This window comes from Imperialibacter sp. (genome assembly GCF_040222385.1).
GTDB lineage: Bacteria > Bacteroidota > Bacteroidia > Cytophagales > Cyclobacteriaceae > Imperialibacter.
Window position 1 is genome coordinate 91,176 of sequence record NZ_JAVKDF010000010.1, and the last position, 17,623, is coordinate 108,798.

The 17,623-nt window shown below is 45.2% G+C and carries 19 protein-coding genes; 14 read left to right on the plus strand and 5 right to left on the minus strand.

The window, feature by feature from the left end; genetic code table 11:
* Window positions 1-16: 16 nt before the first annotated feature.
* The 5 genes from RIG68_RS01800 (at window position 17) to RIG68_RS01820 (ending at window position 5,800) form a co-directional block, all read left to right on the plus strand.
* The gene (locus RIG68_RS01800; protein ID WP_151996278.1) at window positions 17-277 is read left to right on the plus strand and encodes a DUF4834 family protein; all 261 of its coding nucleotides are present in this window, start codon (window positions 17-19) and stop codon (window positions 275-277) included.
* 134 nt (window positions 278-411) lie between these two features.
* A complete protein-coding gene (locus RIG68_RS01805; RefSeq protein ID WP_350118080.1) occupies window positions 412-2,139 on the plus strand; it encodes a hypothetical protein in 1,728 nt (575 codons plus the stop codon).
* A 134-nt stretch (window positions 2,140-2,273) separates the two neighbouring features.
* Window positions 2,274-3,116 (plus strand): acetyl-CoA carboxylase, carboxyltransferase subunit beta, encoded by an 843-nt coding sequence (gene accD, locus RIG68_RS01810; protein WP_151996280.1) that lies wholly within the window; start codon window positions 2,274-2,276, stop codon window positions 3,114-3,116.
* A gap of 151 nt (window positions 3,117-3,267) precedes the next feature.
* Window positions 3,268-4,566 (plus strand): NADH:ubiquinone reductase (Na(+)-transporting) subunit F, encoded by a 1,299-nt coding sequence (gene nqrF / locus RIG68_RS01815; protein WP_350118082.1) that lies wholly within the window; start codon window positions 3,268-3,270, stop codon window positions 4,564-4,566.
* 76 nt (window positions 4,567-4,642) lie between these two features.
* Window positions 4,643-5,800, plus strand: coding sequence for a formimidoylglutamase (locus RIG68_RS01820; protein ID WP_350118084.1), 1,158 nt, complete (start codon window positions 4,643-4,645; stop codon window positions 5,798-5,800).
* On the opposite strand, the gene RIG68_RS01825 is transcribed toward RIG68_RS01820, so the two are convergent.
* The 3 genes from RIG68_RS01825 to RIG68_RS01835 form a co-directional block, all read right to left on the minus strand.
* Window positions 5,797-5,982 carry a PspC domain-containing protein gene (locus RIG68_RS01825; protein WP_151996282.1) on the minus strand — a complete coding sequence of 62 codons (186 nt, stop codon included), beginning with the start codon at window positions 5,980-5,982 and terminating at the stop codon, window positions 5,797-5,799. The two genes, RIG68_RS01820 and RIG68_RS01825, sit on opposite strands and share 4 nt — an antisense overlap.
* Window positions 5,983-6,017: 35 nt before the next feature.
* Window positions 6,018-6,398, minus strand: coding sequence for a hypothetical protein (locus RIG68_RS01830; protein WP_350118085.1), 381 nt, complete (start codon window positions 6,396-6,398; stop codon window positions 6,018-6,020).
* Window positions 6,399-6,552: 154 nt separating this feature from the next.
* On the minus strand, window positions 6,553-6,813 hold the full coding sequence (locus tag RIG68_RS01835) for a hypothetical protein (RefSeq protein ID WP_350118087.1): 261 nt from the start codon (window positions 6,811-6,813) through the stop codon (window positions 6,553-6,555).
* 165 nt (window positions 6,814-6,978) lie between these two features.
* Here RIG68_RS01835 and RIG68_RS01840 point away from each other — a divergent pair, with 165 nt between their 5' ends.
* Window positions 6,979-8,010 (plus strand): SMP-30/gluconolactonase/LRE family protein, encoded by a 1,032-nt coding sequence (locus tag RIG68_RS01840; RefSeq protein ID WP_350118089.1) that lies wholly within the window; start codon window positions 6,979-6,981, stop codon window positions 8,008-8,010.
* A gap of 11 nt (window positions 8,011-8,021) precedes the next feature.
* Here RIG68_RS01840 and RIG68_RS01845 read toward each other — a convergent pair whose 3' ends face one another.
* Both RIG68_RS01845 and upp read right to left on the minus strand, forming a co-directional pair.
* Window positions 8,022-8,489, minus strand: coding sequence for a hypothetical protein (locus RIG68_RS01845; RefSeq protein WP_350073438.1), 468 nt, complete (start codon window positions 8,487-8,489; stop codon window positions 8,022-8,024).
* 71 nt (window positions 8,490-8,560) lie between these two features.
* The gene (gene upp / locus RIG68_RS01850) at window positions 8,561-9,211 is read right to left on the minus strand and encodes a uracil phosphoribosyltransferase (RefSeq protein WP_350118091.1); all 651 of its coding nucleotides are present in this window, start codon (window positions 9,209-9,211) and stop codon (window positions 8,561-8,563) included.
* A gap of 110 nt (window positions 9,212-9,321) precedes the next feature.
* Here upp and RIG68_RS01855 point away from each other — a divergent pair, with 110 nt between their 5' ends.
* From RIG68_RS01855 to RIG68_RS01890, 8 genes are all read left to right on the plus strand, one after another.
* Window positions 9,322-10,233 (plus strand): aminopeptidase, encoded by a 912-nt coding sequence (locus tag RIG68_RS01855; protein ID WP_350118093.1) that lies wholly within the window; start codon window positions 9,322-9,324, stop codon window positions 10,231-10,233.
* A gap of 69 nt (window positions 10,234-10,302) precedes the next feature.
* A complete protein-coding gene (hpt, locus tag RIG68_RS01860) occupies window positions 10,303-10,830 on the plus strand; it encodes a hypoxanthine phosphoribosyltransferase (protein WP_350118095.1) in 528 nt (175 codons plus the stop codon).
* A 71-nt stretch (window positions 10,831-10,901) separates the two neighbouring features.
* Complete coding sequence (locus tag RIG68_RS01865) at window positions 10,902-11,474, plus strand: adenylate kinase (RefSeq protein ID WP_350118097.1); 573 nt, start codon at window positions 10,902-10,904, stop codon at window positions 11,472-11,474.
* Between the two features lie 60 nt (window positions 11,475-11,534).
* Complete coding sequence (obgE, locus tag RIG68_RS01870) at window positions 11,535-12,527, plus strand: GTPase ObgE (protein ID WP_317492395.1); 993 nt, start codon at window positions 11,535-11,537, stop codon at window positions 12,525-12,527.
* A gap of 72 nt (window positions 12,528-12,599) precedes the next feature.
* Window positions 12,600-13,178 (plus strand): nucleotide exchange factor GrpE, encoded by a 579-nt coding sequence (locus RIG68_RS01875; RefSeq protein ID WP_350118099.1) that lies wholly within the window; start codon window positions 12,600-12,602, stop codon window positions 13,176-13,178.
* Window positions 13,179-13,184: 6 nt separating this feature from the next.
* Entirely contained in the window at window positions 13,185-14,312 is a 1,128-nt protein-coding gene (dnaJ, locus tag RIG68_RS01880) for a molecular chaperone DnaJ (protein WP_350073448.1), read from the plus strand.
* 178 nt (window positions 14,313-14,490) lie between these two features.
* Window positions 14,491-15,303 carry a toast rack family protein gene (locus tag RIG68_RS01885; protein ID WP_350073451.1) on the plus strand — a complete coding sequence of 271 codons (813 nt, stop codon included), beginning with the start codon at window positions 14,491-14,493 and terminating at the stop codon, window positions 15,301-15,303.
* A 208-nt stretch (window positions 15,304-15,511) separates the two neighbouring features.
* Window positions 15,512-17,431, plus strand: coding sequence for a sensor histidine kinase (locus RIG68_RS01890; RefSeq protein WP_350118101.1), 1,920 nt, complete (start codon window positions 15,512-15,514; stop codon window positions 17,429-17,431).
* The last annotated feature ends 192 nt before the right edge of the window (window positions 17,432-17,623 follow it).

The following is a 17,623-nucleotide window of genomic DNA, read 5'->3' on the forward strand; positions in this document are numbered from 1 at the left end:
TTAAAATTTAAAGCAGATGTTTAAATTCATTCTCATACTCTTAATATTCTTTTACGTCTTCTATAAAGTAGGCGGCTTCATCATGAGGGCCCTTTATTTTGGATCGGGGAGACAATATCAGCAGCGCCAGCAGCAACAGTATAGGAGCAGAACAACGACCAACGCCCGCCACGAGGAAATAAAAGTGGACTATATCCCTGAAGACGAGGTGAAAAAACGGAAATCATCGTCAGGGAAGATAGGTGGGGAGTACGTAGATTATGAGGAGGTAAAATAGACTCCTGACAATATTTTGATTTTATAGAGAAAAGCGCTTCAATTGAAGCGCTTTTGTTTTTTTCTGATGGCAAGTAAGACTTCGATCACTTGACGATTTGGAAATAGTATTATTTTTATGATAATTTAGCTTTTATGAATAAGAGAATTCTATTCTACCTGCTTGTAGCTTCGTTTTTTCTATCTGTGGCAGCTCCTGTAGTTGCACAGGAACAGGAAGCCGAAGACCCTTTTGCCGATTATTCCTATTTGTGGGAGAACACAAAAAAGAAGAAAAAGAAAAAAGACAAGAAAGCTGAGAAGGTTGATCAGCCAACGGTGGCAGCCGATACCCTCACTGCACCAGTACCCGTGGTCGACACACTCACGCTGCCAACACAGCCTCTCGACTCAATAACACCAGTTACTACTTACCAGGCTGATACAATTCCAGCAACAGACAGTCTGCAGGTGCCCATTGAGGAGGAAAAATTTGAGAGTGAGCCAGAAGAAGAAAAAAAGATAAAGGAGCCGAAGGAAGAACGGGAAAAAAGGGAAGTTGCACCAGTTCCTGAAGATTTCAGGGCTGGGCCGCCCGACAGTGAATCCGGAGGGTCTTTCACCGGAGGGGTGACCTACACCAAGATTGGAGATGAGAATTTTGTCGGCTTGGTACTTGCTCCGGAATTCAAAATTTGGAAAATAGGCCTTGGCCTCAATGTGCCTGTATTGTATGGACTGGAGAGCCAGGCGATCCGAACGGAGATTTTCAAAGGTGGTGTTGGTGCGGCAAGGTTGATCAGATACATCAGGTATGGTTCGCAAAAAAGAGATCCGGTTTACGTCCGTGTTGGAGAGCTCAATAATACCATGATTGGTTTTGGAGGGTTGGTTAACAACTATACTAACACTACTAGTTACGAAAAGAGGAAGCTCGGGCTTCACTACGACTTGAATTTCAAAGGGCTGTTTGGCCTGGAGGGTATGTACAGCGATTTTGACCCCGCCTCGCTCAATCTGCTGGCTGTACGGCCTTATGTGCGCCCGATGGCCTGGACGATTATACCGATTGTCAGGACGTTGGAGATTGGAGGCACTGTTATCAAGGACAAAGACCAGACCCAACGGCCTACCAGCGACAGCACTTTTGTGGTGAATCAATTTACAGCTGACGGCGTGGGTGCTTTTGGCCTCGATGCAGGCATCAATTTGCTGAGGATTCCTTTTATTCAGATCGACGCATTCGTCAATTATTCCAGGCTAAATGTGGGAACTGCCGCCTTAACAGACTCAATTGCTACAATATATGCCTCACAGGGTGATACAAGGGAATTTACAGATGGCCACGGAATCAGCGGTGGAATCAATTTTCGTTTCAATTTCATCGCCGACCTTCTCAGCACTGACATGAGAATTGAACGCCTTACCTACACCGCCAATTACCTGCCACAGTTTTTTGACGCTTCTTATGAACTGAACAAGGATGCACGCCTGCTTTCGTTAGCTAATGCGGAGAAAATGAGCGGAATCTACGGGAGCCTGACAGGGCACATACTACAGAAGGTGCAGCTTGGTGGCAGCATTTTGTTGCCCGACGATGTTTCTGAAACGGCTCCGGCGGTGGTGAGGTTAAATGCCGATGTTGACAGGCTCGGCGACAAAGTGTCGATTCACGGAAGCTATGTGAAAGGCAATCTGTCCACTCTGAAAGACGCATTTAAGCTTGACGAAAGATCCCTGGCCAAGGTTCGCTTCATTTATCACCTCAATAGGTTTTTGGCGGCAGGCGTTGACTATTACTGGGCCTTTGCGCCAACAGCGGACGGCTCCTATAAGGCCACACAGTATTTCTCACCATACTTTGGAGTAAGCATTAAGTTTTAGGGGCTAGTGGGAGTCGCAAATTTGAATCAGCAATGGTGGGTTATTCATTGCATGCGGGAACTTAGCATCTGCTTAATTCGTCGTTACTTTTAAAGAATATCTAATATCTTTGCAGTCCAACAATTGGAAACAGTATGGCGTGGTTTAAGAGACAGGACAAGGGAATATTAACACCGACGGACGAGAAGAGAGAGGCACCTGACGGACTATGGTACAAGACGCCAAGTGGTAATATCATCCATATCCGGGAGCTGAAAAATAACGCTTACGTTTGCCCCGACGACGACTTTCATGTGCGTATTGGCTCAAAAGAGTATTTCGAAATACTTTTTGACAACAATAAGTTTCAGGAGCTCGATGCTAACATGAAGTCGGCTGACCCGCTCAAGTTCACAGACTCGGCTCCCTATCCAAAGCGCATTGAGGCCTCCATTAAGAAGACGGGGCTGAATGATGCTGTGAGATCGGCAGTTGGCAAAATGAACGGCTCCGAAATAGTGATTGCCTGTATGGATTTCACCTTTATTGGCGGCTCAATGGGTTCGGTCGTGGGGGAGAAAATCGCCAGGGCAATCGATCATAGCCTTAAGCATAAGATTCCATTCCTTATGATTTCCAAATCAGGGGGTGCCAGAATGATGGAGGCAGGCTTCTCGCTGATGCAGATGGCTAAAACATCGGCAAAATTGGCGCTCTTGTCCGAAGCAAAAATACCCTATATCTCATTATTAACGGATCCAACTACCGGCGGTGTAACAGCTTCATTTGCGATGCTTGGGGACTTTAATATAGCAGAGCCTGGAGCATTAATTGGTTTTGCCGGGCCAAGGGTCATCCGTGAAACGATTGGAAAAGATCTTCCTAAGGGCTTTCAAAGTGCTGAGTTTGTGCTTGATCACGGTTTTCTGGACTTTATTGTCGATAGAAGGAACCTGAAGACAAAACTCACCAATCTTTTGAAGCTCATCAATAATTAATTTATAAAAGCTGATAACTAAACCGGGCACGCAGGGTTAAACCATAGCACTTGCTAATTATATTCAAATTTTCAGTGTTTGGTTAATGGAAAACCCGTGTTATAGATATATTTGTGTCTGTTAAGTAAGAACCAAAAATCTTTCATAGTCAATGACATCTATTGTTCTAACTTCTATTGTAGCCTTTACCGTCATCATTCTTTTGTTGGTGGCAATTCTTCTGGTGGCTCAGGCCAAGCTGGTTCAACAAGGCGACGTGCGGATCATTGTTAACGGGGACGAGAAGAACCCCCTTATAGCAGCAGCTGGCACAAGCCTTCTGTCGACATTGTCTGGCCAAAAAATATTTCTTCCCTCAGCTTGTGGTGGAGGTGGTACTTGTGCCATGTGTAAATGTAAGGTGCTGGATGGTGGAGGCGACGTTCTTCCCACAGAAGTTGGTCACCTGAGCAGAAGCGAGCAGAAGGAGCACGTGAGGCTTGGCTGCCAGGTGAAGGTGAAGCAAGACATGAGAATAGAGATACCTGAAGAAATCTTCGGTATCAAGAAATGGGAAGCGACTGTTGTTAGAAACTACAACGTGGCTTCATTTATCAAAGAATTTGTTGTTGAGATTCCTGAGGATATGGACTACCAGGCAGGTGGCTATATTCAGATTGAGGTTCCCAAATGTACGGTTGATTTCAAAGACATGGACATTACTGCCCACCCTAAGGAGCACGATGATCCAATGAAATTTCAGAAGGAGTGGGATAAATTTGGTCTTTGGGATTTGAAAATGGTTAACCCTGAATCTGCTGAAAGAGCTTACTCTATGGCATCTTATCCTGCTGAGGGCAGAGAGATCATGCTAAACGTGAGGATTGCTACACCTCCATGGGACAGAGCAAATAATGGCTGGATGAAAGTTAATCCGGGCTTAGCTTCTTCGTACATCTTTTCAAGAAAGCCGGGCGACAAGGTAACAATTTCAGGCCCTTATGGAGAGTTCTTCATTAATCCTTCTGACGCAGAAATGCTGTACGTAGGTGGAGGCGCTGGTATGGCACCAATGAGATCACACCTTTATCAGCTTTTCAAAACGCTGAAAACCGGCAGAACCGTCACTTTTTGGTATGGTGGCCGTTCGAAAAGAGAACTATTTTACCTTGACCACTTTTATCAGCTAGAAAAGGCTTTTTCTAACTTCAAATTCTTTGTAGTGCTTTCGGAGCCATTGCCCGAGGATAACTGGAAAGTGAAGAAAGATGTAAACGACAAAGAGGGAGACGGATTCCTGGGCTTTGTTCACCAAGCCGTAATTGACCAATACCTCAGCAAGCACGAGTCTCCTGAAGAAATAGAGCTTTACTTCTGCGGACCTCCTATGATGAACTCAGCAGTTCAAAAAATGGGAGAGGATTTTGGTATCCCGGATGAAAATATTCGATTTGATGACTTTGGAGGATAATCTCTGAATCAAGACACTGTAAAAGGGAAAAATAAAAATTTTTCCCTTTTTTTATGATTCAATCTCAAGCGAGCAAATGGACTTCAAGCTTTTTTTCGACCCGGTTTCTTCAGATGTCACCAAAGCATTGCCGAAGTCTGCATTTCTAAAGAGCATCAGGATATTCTCCAACAAGATGCCCGACCTGAAGAACACTGACATAGCAATTGTTGGGATCAAAGAGCACAGAGGCGAAAACAGTGGTGAAGGCATTGATCAATCGGCAGATGCAATTCGAAAAAAGCTTTATGGGCTGAGCAAGGGGCTTGGTAAGAATAACATCGTTGATCTCGGCAATTTGCGAAACGGGCCGACCGCCGAAGACACCGTTCTAAGACTGAAAGAGGTGGTGCAATCGCTGCTGGAAAAGGATATTCTGCCAATTATTGTCGGGGGCTCACATGATATCGACTATGGCCAGTACATGGCATATGAGGCTTTCGACAAGATGATCTCGGTGCTTGGCGTTGACAGTTCATTCGATTTAGAGGACGATAAAAAGGCCTCAGACGCTGATCGCCGACTACATAGAATCCTTGTTCATCAGCCTAACTACCTTTTTAACTATACTCACCTTGCCTTTCAAACCTATCTGGTTGACCAGCAGGCGCTGAACATCGTCGAGAAATTTTATTTTGAAGCCGTACGCCTCGGGGTCTTGAGAGAAAGTATTGACGAAATGGAACCGTCTATCCGGCAGGCTGACATGCTGAGCTTCGACATATCGGCACTGAGTTCTATTTATGCACCAGGAGGACAACATGCCCAAGTTTTTGGCCTTACTGGTGAGGAGGCTTGTCAAATTTGCTGGTATGCGGGCAACAGCGAGAAGCTCAGTTCTGCTGGCTTCTATGGCTACAACCTGCTGAAAGACGATATTCGTAGCTCAACCGCCATGGTAACAGCCACGATGATCTGGTACTTTATAGAGGGATACTATCACAGGAAAGACGACAGGCACTTTAGGGAGAAAGACTACACTAAGTACGTGGTGTCGATGAACAACCAGCCCTCCACCATTACATTTTTCAAGAGCCAGTCGTCAGAAAAGTGGTGGATGGAAGTGCCATATCCGGGAGGAAAAGCCAAGTACAGCAGAAATAGCATTGTGCCGTGTAGCTACAAAGATTATGAAACGGCTACCAAAGGTGAAATTCCGGAAAGATGGATGACCACCCATGCCAAGCTGAATTAACTTTCTGGCACTACTATCCACATGATGATGTATACAAGTATGCCTGGAAAAGCAGCGCTAAGTAGAGACAGGACAACATAGCCAAGGCGAACCATGGTAGGATCCCACCCAAAGTAGTCGGCAATTCCTGCGCAAACACCGCCCAGCATTTTATCTCTTGATCTTGTTAGTCTTTGAGTCATGTTAAATAAGGTTTATGGAATATAGGCGAACGCAATTATTTATCCAATTGATAAATGGTTGTATTATCGCTCGAAAACATAAGATCACATACTTTCAGCAATCTACTGAGGTGCTCCTTTTCATAATCAGAAATTGACGTCAGATTGGCAGATAAAATAAGGTCAAGGTTCCTGTCATAAATAATCACTTCAGGCGTAGTTTCAACGTCAAGAAAATCCGAGCCCACAACTATGACGTTGGAGCTTACTGTCTTCGGATCAATAGCAAACTCACCCATTGCATTGGGCTGAGCGTGCAAAGTGAAGAAGCCTACGAGAAGGGCTACGGCTATCCCCAGAATGATAACAATGTTTTTAAAAGCAGGCAGAGAAGCGACTTTGAATATGGCTCCCTTTATTTGAGTTTTCGACCGCATGCCAAAAGGCTTGCAATTCAAATGCCAAACAAGGTAACTGTTTGATAAACAAGTTAATAGATGGAACAAGGAAGGTCTGGGCTGTAACGAAACCGGACACTTTTAGACCGGAGATTGTTCACCTTTGTTCGGGCGGACTGTCCTTTTTCAGCCCTTACTTGTCAACAATAATCTTCTTCACCTTTTGAAATTCTGTAGAAGCATCGATCATTTTAGTCCAATGGACTTTGGTGCCAGTCGCTTCCGACTGATAATAGAGCCCATCCTCTTCCTGAATCAATATACTTACGCCAAGATCGTACCTCAGAGACTCCACTTTGTCGCCAACGGCAAGGGGCTGCTGCTCCAGATCAACCAGCTCAAGCTTTTTCTCTTTCCTGGGGGATTCTTTTTTTCTTTTGAATATGCCAAACATCCTCGGGGTAATTAATACATGAGAAAAATAGAGCAAACGCCGACGAATGTGAAAAGTTTTTTTACGAAAGCGAAAATTTACGTTTTGCACTCACTTCCCAATCAAAATATTCGGAAATTAACTACTCAAATATTTGTTGAAACTACTTTTAATATACCTACTCGTATGAAACCTATTTACTATAGTGTGGCTATTGCCATTGTGATGAGCGGCTGTGGGTCGCAGAAATCGCAGACTGAAGAAGCTAGCAATGAAGAAGCATCGAAACCACAGGTAGTGGAGCGGCTGGATCCTGCTATTGACAAACTAATTGATAAAGACGCAAAACTCGAAATACTGGGAGAGGGCTACACCTGGGCAGAGGGGCCAGTGTGGGTGCCATCGCAGCAGATGGTGCTTTTTACTGACGTGCCTAACAATGTGGCTTACAAATGGAAGGAAGGTGAGGGTGTTAGCGTATTCCTGAAGCCTTCGGGCTACACTGCGGAAGCAGGAAAGGAAGAAAGGGAGCCTGGAGCCAACGGCCTTATTTTGGACGACCAGGGCAGGCTATTGCTGTGCCAGCACGGCGACAGAAGGGTGGCCAGGATGGATGCGCCCGTGGATGCGCCTGCCTCCAAATTTGTTACGTTGGTTGATAGGTTCGAGGGCAAGCGCCTGAATAGCCCAAATGACCTTATTTTGAGCAGCTGGGGAGATATTTACTTTACGGATCCCCCATATGGTCTTACTGGCCTGGACGCCAGCCCTATCAAAGAGATTCCATTCAACGGCGTTTATCGGCTAAAGAAAAGTGGGAAAATCGAACTTGTCACGGATAAAATGTCCAAGCCCAATGGCATAGCCTTGTCGCCTGACGAGAAGACATTGTATGTAGCTAATTCTGACCCCGAAAGGTCAATTTGGATGTCTTTTCCGGTCAATGAAGATGGCTCTGTTGGAGAAGGGAAAGTCTTCTTTGATGCTACTGAATTGACGAAAATAACACCCGGAAATCCCGATGGGATGAAGGTAGATTCTAAAGGAAACATTTTTGCCACTGGCCCGGGTGGAGTAGTTGTTCTAAGTCCTTCCGGAAAGCATCTGGGCACAATAATCACCGGAGCACCAACAGCCAATATTGCTTTTGCAGGCGACGACAAGGTGGTTTACATTACTTCCGAAAGTCGATTGCTAAGGATGAAGTTAAGGGACTAAGCCTGGATAAGTTAGTAGAGCCAAATAATGAGGTCTTTGGCGTATTTTACAAAAAGGGTGAGAATAATGCCCCAAAAAATGGCACTCACCCACATCGGCCCAATGATCTGTTCCTTTTTCACACCGAGCGTATTGAGTATCAGCGCACCACCTATCGGTGTGATGAATAGTGGGGAAAAGAAGGACACTCCGTAGACACCATATTTTTTCCAGAGGGTCACGAAAAGCCGTTTCTTTTTTGTGAATTTCTTTTCGTTGGGTTTCGGTTTGAAAAAGCGGCTGGTGAGGAAGCGAACCTGCTCACCAAAGTAGGTGACCAGGTAAACCATGGTCATCATACCCGCTACTGAAAGCCCGAAGGTGACAAAAATATTCAGCCCTGAAGAAATACCAATAGTGGGGCCGACAATGAACTTAAACATGCTAAGAACATAAACGCCCAGGTATTTCAGGAGTTCGGCTACGAAATTGATCTGCATATATACAGGGTGAAAGCAATATTAAAAAGTTGGAGTTATCACTTTCCAAATCAACACCAATCGTCAACGAATCATTCTTTGGTACCGAAAGATAAGTCGCCGGCATCGCCAAGGCCGGGCACGATATAAGCCATTTCATTTAAATGGCTGTCTTTGGCCCAAGTCCATATACTTCCCGGGTGATCGATTGATTCTTCCAGATAGCTGATACCTTCGGGAGCGCTTATCACCGACATGACATGAACGGCTTTCGGGTGGCCATATTTCAAGCATTGGTTGAAAGCCTTCACTAGCGATTTTCCGGTAGCCAGCATTGGATCAATTAATACGAGTTGTTTGTTGTCAAGGTTGGGCAAAGCAGAATAATTAAGTGTTATCAATAAATCTTTTGCAGAGCCCTCTTCCCTGTAGGCGCCAATAAAGCCAGATTCTGCCTGGTCAAAAATGTTCAGAAACCCCTGATAGAAGGGAATCCCTGCTCTTAGAACAGTCACCATTACCAGGTCGTTGACCGGCACTTCTGCTTGCGATGTCCCCAGAGGCGTAACCACCTCGCTTTTTTTTGCCAGCAGCGTTTTCGAAAACTCGTAGGCCATCAGCTCGCCCAGCCGCTCCAAATTGGCACGGAAACGAAGCCTGTCCTTCTGTATCGAGGTATCCCTTAATTCACACAAAAACTGGTTGGCTATTGAGGTTTGCTGATTTAAAATATGAATCTTCATGGCAATTCTTTTGAGATGTTTCAATTTCATAAATTTAACCGCCATTAAAAAGCATCCGATGACCATGGGGGTGATTCCCCAGGGTTGACATTAAGAAAACTGGAAAATCCATGAAGCTATTGAAAGACCTATGTGCCGTGCATGCGCCTTCAGGCGATGAGGCTCCTATGAAGGAGTTCTTGCTATCTTATATAAACAGGCAGCAAAAGACATGGAAGGTGAAGCCTGAGCTTATACAGGGGCCGGAGTTTCAGGATTGCCTCATCCTGGCCTTTGGCAATCCCAGAACAGCAATTTTTGCGCACATGGACTCCATTGGGTTTACTGTCAGGTACGACAATCAACTGGTGCCTATTGGCGGGCCAGATGCCGATACCGGTACGCTGTTGGTAGGAGAGGATAGCCTTGGGCCTATCGAATGCAAGCTTGTGTTAAATGAAGAAGGCCGTGCCTTTTATGAATTTGGTCGAGCCATTGATAGGGGCACCGGGCTTACCTACAAATGCAACTTTCGACAACACGACGACATGGTAACTACTTGTTATCTTGATAACCGTTTGGGCGTTTATAATGCCTTGAAAGTAGCGGAAACGCTAGAGCACGGTGTGATAGTCTTCAGTGCATGGGAAGAACACGGAGGTGGTTCGGTGCAATACCTCACCAAATATTTGTACGAGCGCTGGCAGATAAAACAGGCACTGGTCTCGGACATTACCTGGGTAACGGACGGAGTGCATCATGGCAAAGGTGTGGTGGTGTCAATGAGAGACAAAAACATTCCAAGGAAATCCTATGTGGATAGGATCATAGCTATCGCTCAGTCGTCAGGTGTGCCTTTTCAGCTAGAGGTAGAAGGGAGTGGTTCTTCTGATGGTCGGGACGTGCAAATTTCTCCCTATCCCATCGACTGGTGTTTTGTGGGGGCTCCTGAAAGTAACGTACACTCACCGAACGAAACCGTGCACAAAGACGACATCTTTGCTATGGTTAGTCTGTATGAAGTACTGATGGCTGAATTGTAGTCAAGCGGGGTTGCAAGGCAAATGATTGTGTATTTCAAACAGCTATTTGCCTTAAAATACTAAAGAGGTATGATGATAAACAGCAAGGAATTTGAGCCATACATAGATCGCAGCCAGATTAGCAATAGACTCAACGAGCTTGCTGAGCAAATTGACTCGGATTATGCTGGGAAAAGCCTTGTGATGCTTGCCGTGCTGAACGGTGCCTTCATTTTTGCCGGCGATCTTATTCGTTTGCTCAAGGTCGATGCTGAGGTTTCCTTTGTAAAGCTGAAGTCTTACAGAGGGACGGCCTCAACCGGCGAAGTGCAAACTCTGATAGGGCTCATGCATGAGTTGAAAGACAGAGAAGTGTTGATTGTAGAGGATATTATAGACACAGGGCGCACAATGAGCAAACTTTTGGAAATGGTTTGGGAGCAGTCGCCAGCATCAGTTAAAGTCTGCACGCTACTGGTAAAACCTGATGTTTTTAAGAACAAATATCAACTTGATTACGTTGGTTTCAGCATTCCTGATAAGTTTGTTGTGGGCTACGGACTTGACTATGACGAGCTAGGCAGGCAACTGCCAGACATCTATAAAATTAAAGACTGAAGTTTGTAATTCTTTTTTTGATAAGTATTTCGGATTTTTGGCCCTTTGTAAAAGAAACGAAACCTACTGTAATGCTGAATATTGTTTTGTTTGGCCCTCCGGGTGCCGGTAAAGGAACCCAGAGTGAGAAGCTGATTAGCAAATATCACCTGACGCATATATCGACTGGCGACTTGTTTCGCAAGCACCTTACTGAAGGCACCGAGCTTGGAAAGCTAGCTCAGAAGTACATGGATGATGGCAAGTTGGTCCCAGATGAGGTGGTCATAGGCATGGTAGATGACAAGCTGAAGTCTACCGATGGGTCGTCGGGGGTTATTTTCGATGGCTTTCCACGCACTGTTAATCAGGCAGAGGCACTGGACAAGTTGCTCAATGGTATGGGAGAACCTATCAAAGGAATGATAGCGCTCAATGTTCCTGAAGCTGAGTTAAGGGTTAGGATCAAAGAAAGGGGTAAGACTTCTGGTAGAGCGGATGACCAGGACGAAGCCAAAATAACCACCCGGATAAAAGTTTATCAGGATGAGACGATGCCGGTAGCTAATTACTACAAGTCGCAAAGTAAATACCATCAAATAGAGGGAGTTGGTGAAATAGAAGAGATATTTCACGACATTTGCAGCGTAATAGACTCTTTCTGAGAGTAAAAGAAATAAGGAGGGGGATGCTTTTCCATGGCGAAAAGCGTCCTCATTTATTATATGGCTGACAATAACTTCATTGATTACGTAAAAATTAGCTGCAAGTCGGGCAACGGCGGAGCTGGTTCAGTTCACTTTCATCAGGAAAAATTTATCGATAAGGGAGGGCCCGACGGCGGTGATGGTGGCCGGGGTGGCCACATTATTCTAAAAGGAAATTCTCAACTGTGGACTTTGCTACACCTCAAATACCGAAAGCACATCATTGCAGAAAACGGTGTGGCAGGCGCAGGTGACAAATGCACGGGTGCTCAGGGTAAAGACATTATTCTGGATGTCCCATTGGGCACGGTTGCCCGGGATGCCGAAACAGGGAAGAAGCTGCTCGAAATTGTCGAGGATGGTCAAAAAGTCATCTTAAAAAAGGGTGGCCTCGGAGGACTGGGCAACGATCATTTTAAATCGCCCACAAATCAAGTGCCTACCTATGCCCAGCCAGGTACGCCAGGTGAGGAGGGTTGGGTAATCCTGGAGCTGAAACTTTTAGCCGATGTAGGCCTTGTGGGGTTTCCAAATGCCGGAAAGTCGACGCTTCTTTCCGTTATTTCAGCAGCAAGGCCCGAAATAGCCGATTATCCTTTTACCACCCTCACGCCCAATTTGGGTGTTGTGCCCTACCGGGACTTTAAGTCGTTTGTGGTAGCCGACATACCAGGCATCATCGAAGGTGCAGCTGAGGGAAAAGGCCTCGGGGTGCGCTTTCTGCGACATATCGAGCGAAATTCTATTCTCTTGTTTATGCTCCCTGCCGATGCTTCAGATATCAAAAAAGAATACTACATCCTTCTCAACGAGCTCAAAAAGTTCAACCCGGAACTACTGGATAAGCAACGGCTCCTGGCGATCACGAAGTCGGATATGCTCGATGAGGAGCTCATGACGGAGATGAAAGCAGAGCTGCCCGACGATGTAGAAGCCATATTTATTTCAAGCGTAACCCAACAAGGCATACAGGAACTGAAGGATAAGATTTGGCAAACCATTAACAGCTAGTGTCATCTTGTCAGTCAGAAGGGGTTTGGCAAAGTAATTGACTCTTGCTGGCAGGAATTAATGTTTCTTGAAATGGCAAAAAAAAACGTGGAAGAGAACAAAGAAACTATTGAGAATAGTGTAGAAGAGCAGGTTTTGGAGAGCGAAAATGCCAATGCCTCTGAAGAGAGTACTGACAATGGGTCAGATGCTGCTGAAGACGAAATGACTGCACTGAAGAGAGAATTGGAAGAGTCGAAAGATAAATACCTGAGGCTTTATTCTGAGTTTGATAACTATAGAAGAAGAACAGCCAAAGAAAGGGTGGAACTTATAAAAACGGCTGGTGAGGACGTATTGGCCGTACTTATTCCTGTGGTAGACGACTTTGAAAGGGCAAAAAAATCAATAGATAGTGAAGAGGTTGAGGCTTCAGTAAAAGAAGGTATTGATCTTATTTACAACAAACTAATCAAGGTGCTTGACCAAAAAGGGCTGAAGGCCATGGAAGTTGACGCAGGCCACGAGTTCGACCCCGAATTACACGAAGCGGTGACTCAGTTTCCTGCACCCGACGAGTCGTTGAAGGGAAAGGTGATAGATGTCGTGGAGAAGGGATACGTTTTGGGTGACAAGGTCATCAGGTTTGCAAAAGTGGTAACAGGGGCATAATTGACTATGGCGAAAAGAGACTTTTACGAAATCTTAGGAGTAGAAAAGGGCGCACCACAGGAGGAAATAAAGAAGGCTTATAGAAAAATAGCCATCAAATTTCACCCTGACAAAAACCCCAATGACCCTACGGCTGAGGAAAAATTCAAAGAGGCAGCCGAAGCTTATGAAGTACTGAGTAATGCCGAGAAGCGCCAACGCTATGATCGTTATGGTCATCAGGGTGTTGGTGGTGCCCCGGGTGGCGGCTTCAGTGGCGGTGGCATGTCAATGGACGACATCTTTGACCAGTTCGGCGATATTTTCGGCGGCGGTGGCGGCAGCCCTTTTGAAAGCTTTTTTGGAGGCGGACGCTCCGGTCGTGGCGGTGGTCGAAAGGGGTCTAATCTTCGCATCAAGCTGAAGCTTACCCTGGTAGAAATAGCAAACGGCGTTGAAAAGAAAATAAAAGTGACAAGGCTGGTAACTGCTCCAGGCGTTACTTACGCTACCTGCTCTACCTGCGGCGGCGCTGGTCAGGTGAGGAAGGTAGTTAACACCATGCTTGGCCAAATGGTATCCAGCAGCACTTGTAGTGCTTGTGGTGGCTCTGGCCAAAGAGTTGACAAACGGCCACCCGGCGTAGATAGCTCAGGCTTGCAGCCTCAGGAAGAAGTGATCAGCATCAAAATCCCGGCTGGTGTTTCTGATGGTATCCAATTGTCAATGTCTGGCAAAGGTAACGTTGCTCCTGGTGGCGGAACGCCCGGCGACTTGCTGATTGTGGTGGAAGAGATTGAGGATGATTTGCTGAAAAGAGATGGCAACAACGTTATATTTGATTTGTACCTCAACTTCGCCGACGCTGCCCTCGGTACTTCACTGGAAGTGCCAACTATCGATGGCAACGTAAAAATAAAAATTGAGCCAGGCACCCAGAGCGGTAAACTACTCAGGCTGAGAAGCAAAGGTATTCCTGACCTGAACGGCTATGGCCGGGGTGACCAGCTAATCCACGTCAATGTTTGGACACCCAAAACACTCGACAAAGAAGAGAGGGAAATACTCGAAAGATTCAGAGAATCTGACAATTTCAGCCCTAATCCAGGCAAATCGGAAAAAGGGTTCTTCGATAAAATGAAAGAATTCTTTTAAAAGTTATATCGGAATGCAGTTTCATCGAAAGGAACTGCATTTTTTATTATTTTCTTTCAACATTCGCAACTCTCTGTGCTGTATATCGTTGATAGGCTCTATGCGGAGATTGGTTTTATTGAGTTTTAGTCTTTTAGCAAGTTTTTCGTCCTTTAGTCAGTTAAAAAAGTTTTACTCTGTGAGCAACGACTCTGCCTTTCAAAAGGTGGATTTTTGCTTGAGTGCAACTTCTGGCTCTTGCTATATCCGGCCTGTGAAAGCAGCCCAGCCAGTCAATATTTATGGCAATCCAGACTTCGAAACCATCAATCCTTCCTTCAAAACCTACATAAAGAACAGCGTCAAGCACGTCAACCTTGACCTTGAGAACTATCAATCCTCCACAATAAGTAAAAGCCTGACCTCCAGTATTTTTGGAGACAGCAAGAAAGACGACAAGAACTACTGGAAGATTCTCCTTACAGAGGACAAAGTGTATTCCCTTCAGCTAGCTTATGGCATCGGCAATGCGGATGTGGATCTTTCCGGCATTCCTGTAGAGAAACTTAAGATAAACACCGGAAGTGCTGACGTCATAGTTGATTATGCCGATGGCAAGGGAAACCTGGTAGCAATGGACACTTTTTTTGTGAAGGTTGACTTGGGGTCGCTGATAGCCAATCATATCAACCTTACCAACTCAAAAGTAATTGTGGCTGAGGTGGGCTTTGGTACGGCCGTACTGGACTTTAGTGATAAAAGTCAGCAGTCGTCAAAAATAAGGGCAAGCGTAGGTGCAGGCAGATTGGAGATGATTATGCCGAAGGAAAACGTTCCGGTGATAATTTATCTGCACAACTCGCCTCTTTGCAGTGTTAAAATGCCTGCCGAGTTTACACAGATCAGAAAAAATGTGTACACCAGCTCCAGCTATCACCCCGATGCCCTGGACTTAATGGAGTTCAATGTAGACGTTGCACTCGGCAACGTGGAGTTCGTTAGCAAGAAGTAAATAGATTTTCAGTTTATTCATTTTATCTTTTTGGAGTAGCAATTGTGCCAACTGGTTAACAAGCAATGGCGTATTTTATAAAAGCCAAATTCTTGAACATATAGCCAGGTGCATAAGGAGGGTTAGCACTTAGTTTGAATTACCCTTTTTTTTAAATAATTATGCATAGGCTATGGTGTTTTTTGTTTGCTAATTGTTGTTCTCCAAGATGATGATTCCGAGATGTTTGGTTCTGACTTTTATACTTTTTGCGCCCTATTTTTCTTCCGGGCAATCAAGCCTCGACTCACTTCTCAGTGATTGGGAATTAAGGAAAACGACCGACCCGGACACCACCACCGTTAACCTTCTAATTGATATTGCCACAGCTTATCAGTACGACAACACTGACAGTGCGCTTTACTATTCTAGTTTGGCTGAGGAGTATTCAAGAGAATTGGATTTTACACGTGGGCTCGCCAATAGCCTGACCAAGAAGGGAATTTGCTACTACATTAGAGGTGTTTACGATTTGTCGCTCGATGCTCACTCAAGTGCTCTGGTGTTGCATCGGCAGATTGGCAACGGAAAGGGGATGGCGCTAAGTCTGAATGGTATCAGTTTGGTGTATCTCGGCAAGGACGATTTAATCAGAACGATTGAGTATCAGCGGCAGTCAATTTGGTACAGTAAAAACAGCACTGACTCCTCCCTACTGGCGAATAATTATTTTAACCTTGGCCTCGCTTTCGACGAGTTGCGACAGTTTGACAGCGCCTACCACTATCTCGATGCTTCTATCAGGGTTTGCAATGTTTACAAAAATGAAAGAATCAAGCTCATGGTAAACAATCGCCTGGCGCTTACTTATTTTCACGAGGGTAGGTACCGGGATGCCATCGAGCAGTACAAAAAAGTGCTTAATGCGGATTATTATCAAAGCAACTGGGAGAGCACCTTTGCGCACGCCGGTATGGCCGAGGCCTACATTAGCCTTGACGAACCTGTAACAGCTATCAATCATGGACGTTACGCTCTGGACTATGCAGAGAGAGTGGGGGCAATGTGGGACATGGAAAGAGCCTACGGGGTGCTGGCAGAGGCTTATGCTGAAAGCGGTGATTTTGAAAACGCCTTCGAAACACATAAAAAATACAAGCAGTTGAGTGACTCGATTCTCAGCGAGGCGAAAGAGAAAGAAATAAACTTATTGATGGTCAAGTACCATGAAGCAGAGAATCAAAAACTGGCTCAGGAGAACAAGGTTCAGGAAAAAGAGCTTCGGGTTACCTTTCTGGCTAGTATTATTTTTGCCGTGGTGCTGGTATTCACAATTGCCGTTGCCTATCTCTTATCTAGAAATAGCAAGATAAAGAGCAGGCTCAACGTAAAACTCACGGAGCAAAATGAGGACATTGCCAGGAAAAAGGAGCAGATAGAAAAGCAAAATGAAAGGCTTGAGGCATTGAATAGTACTAATTCACTGATACTTTCTATTATAAGCCATGACATGCGAAGTCCGATAGCTTCGATGCAGTCAACGATAGAATTGATGAAGGGAAAGTTTGGAACAGCATTCAAGGACTACGCATTATTTGACGAGCTCGGTAAACGAGTTGATAATGTAGCTAACATGCTCAATAACCTGCTCACTTGGGCAGGAGCACAGTTTTCTGGCATTCAAACCACTATTGAGGAAGTTAATGCCACCGCTGTTGTGCAGGATTTAGTGGCTGTTTATGGTTTTCAGGCCGGGGAGAAAAATATAAGCCTGGTTCACCAACCACAAGCCAATATTTTCTTGCGGGCGGATGTTTCCCAACTGAAAATCATTGTGCAAAACTTACTGAGCAACTCCATCAAGTTTACCAGAGAAGGTGGTGAAGTGAAGGTCTATTATTCAGAAACCAACTTTATGACTTCGGTGCATATACGAGACAACGGTGTGGGCATGACGAAGGAAAGGCTGGACGCCATCCAAAGCAAGGTAGGCAAAAGACTTACTGACCTCGGAACCAGCAATGAACCGGGCACTGGCTTGGGGATGTTACTGGTCAAGCAATTCATTATGAGCAACGAAGGCTCAATGGAAATCAAAAGTGAAGCAGGCAAAGGAACGGAGTTCATCATAAGCTTCAAGACGGCATAGGATTTTACTTTCTTTGCCCAACCCCCAATTTCGGTTGTCTAAAGATTTGGCGACTATGTCCCCCCCTACCCGCAGTTGGTCGAAATCAGACATCAACCATGGCAATTGATCCGTTGTAATAGTGATCTTTGTATTATCTCTCTCTTCCATTACTCACAACATTATTAATTATTTACTGTTGCAATCCTTCAA

Coding starts and splice junctions, on each gene's coding strand:
- nqrF (WP_350118082.1), top strand. CDS start 3,268: ATGACATCTATTGTTCTAACTTCTATTGTAGCCTTTACCGTCATCATT.
- RIG68_RS01840 (WP_350118089.1), top strand. CDS start 6,979: ATGAAACCTATTTACTATAGTGTGGCTATTGCCATTGTGATGAGCGGC.
- RIG68_RS01825 (WP_151996282.1), bottom strand. CDS start 5,982: ATGACTCAAAGACTAACAAGATCAAGAGATAAAATGCTGGGCGGTGTT.
- upp (WP_350118091.1), bottom strand. CDS start 9,211: ATGAAGATTCATATTTTAAATCAGCAAACCTCAATAGCCAACCAGTTT.
- RIG68_RS01865 (WP_350118097.1), top strand. CDS start 10,902: ATGCTGAATATTGTTTTGTTTGGCCCTCCGGGTGCCGGTAAAGGAACC.
- RIG68_RS01830 (WP_350118085.1), bottom strand. CDS start 6,398: ATGCGGTCGAAAACTCAAATAAAGGGAGCCATATTCAAAGTCGCTTCT.
- RIG68_RS01805 (WP_350118080.1), top strand. CDS start 412: ATGAATAAGAGAATTCTATTCTACCTGCTTGTAGCTTCGTTTTTTCTA.
- RIG68_RS01890 (WP_350118101.1), top strand. CDS start 15,512: ATGATGATTCCGAGATGTTTGGTTCTGACTTTTATACTTTTTGCGCCC.
- accD (WP_151996280.1), top strand. CDS start 2,274: ATGGCGTGGTTTAAGAGACAGGACAAGGGAATATTAACACCGACGGAC.
- RIG68_RS01875 (WP_350118099.1), top strand. CDS start 12,600: ATGGCAAAAAAAAACGTGGAAGAGAACAAAGAAACTATTGAGAATAGT.
- RIG68_RS01855 (WP_350118093.1), top strand. CDS start 9,322: ATGAAGCTATTGAAAGACCTATGTGCCGTGCATGCGCCTTCAGGCGAT.
- RIG68_RS01820 (WP_350118084.1), top strand. CDS start 4,643: ATGGACTTCAAGCTTTTTTTCGACCCGGTTTCTTCAGATGTCACCAAA.
- hpt (WP_350118095.1), top strand. CDS start 10,303: ATGATGATAAACAGCAAGGAATTTGAGCCATACATAGATCGCAGCCAG.
- RIG68_RS01835 (WP_350118087.1), bottom strand. CDS start 6,813: ATGTTTGGCATATTCAAAAGAAAAAAAGAATCCCCCAGGAAAGAGAAA.
- RIG68_RS01800 (WP_151996278.1), top strand. CDS start 17: ATGTTTAAATTCATTCTCATACTCTTAATATTCTTTTACGTCTTCTAT.
- obgE (WP_317492395.1), top strand. CDS start 11,535: ATGGCTGACAATAACTTCATTGATTACGTAAAAATTAGCTGCAAGTCG.
- dnaJ (WP_350073448.1), top strand. CDS start 13,185: ATGGCGAAAAGAGACTTTTACGAAATCTTAGGAGTAGAAAAGGGCGCA.
- RIG68_RS01845 (WP_350073438.1), bottom strand. CDS start 8,489: ATGCAGATCAATTTCGTAGCCGAACTCCTGAAATACCTGGGCGTTTAT.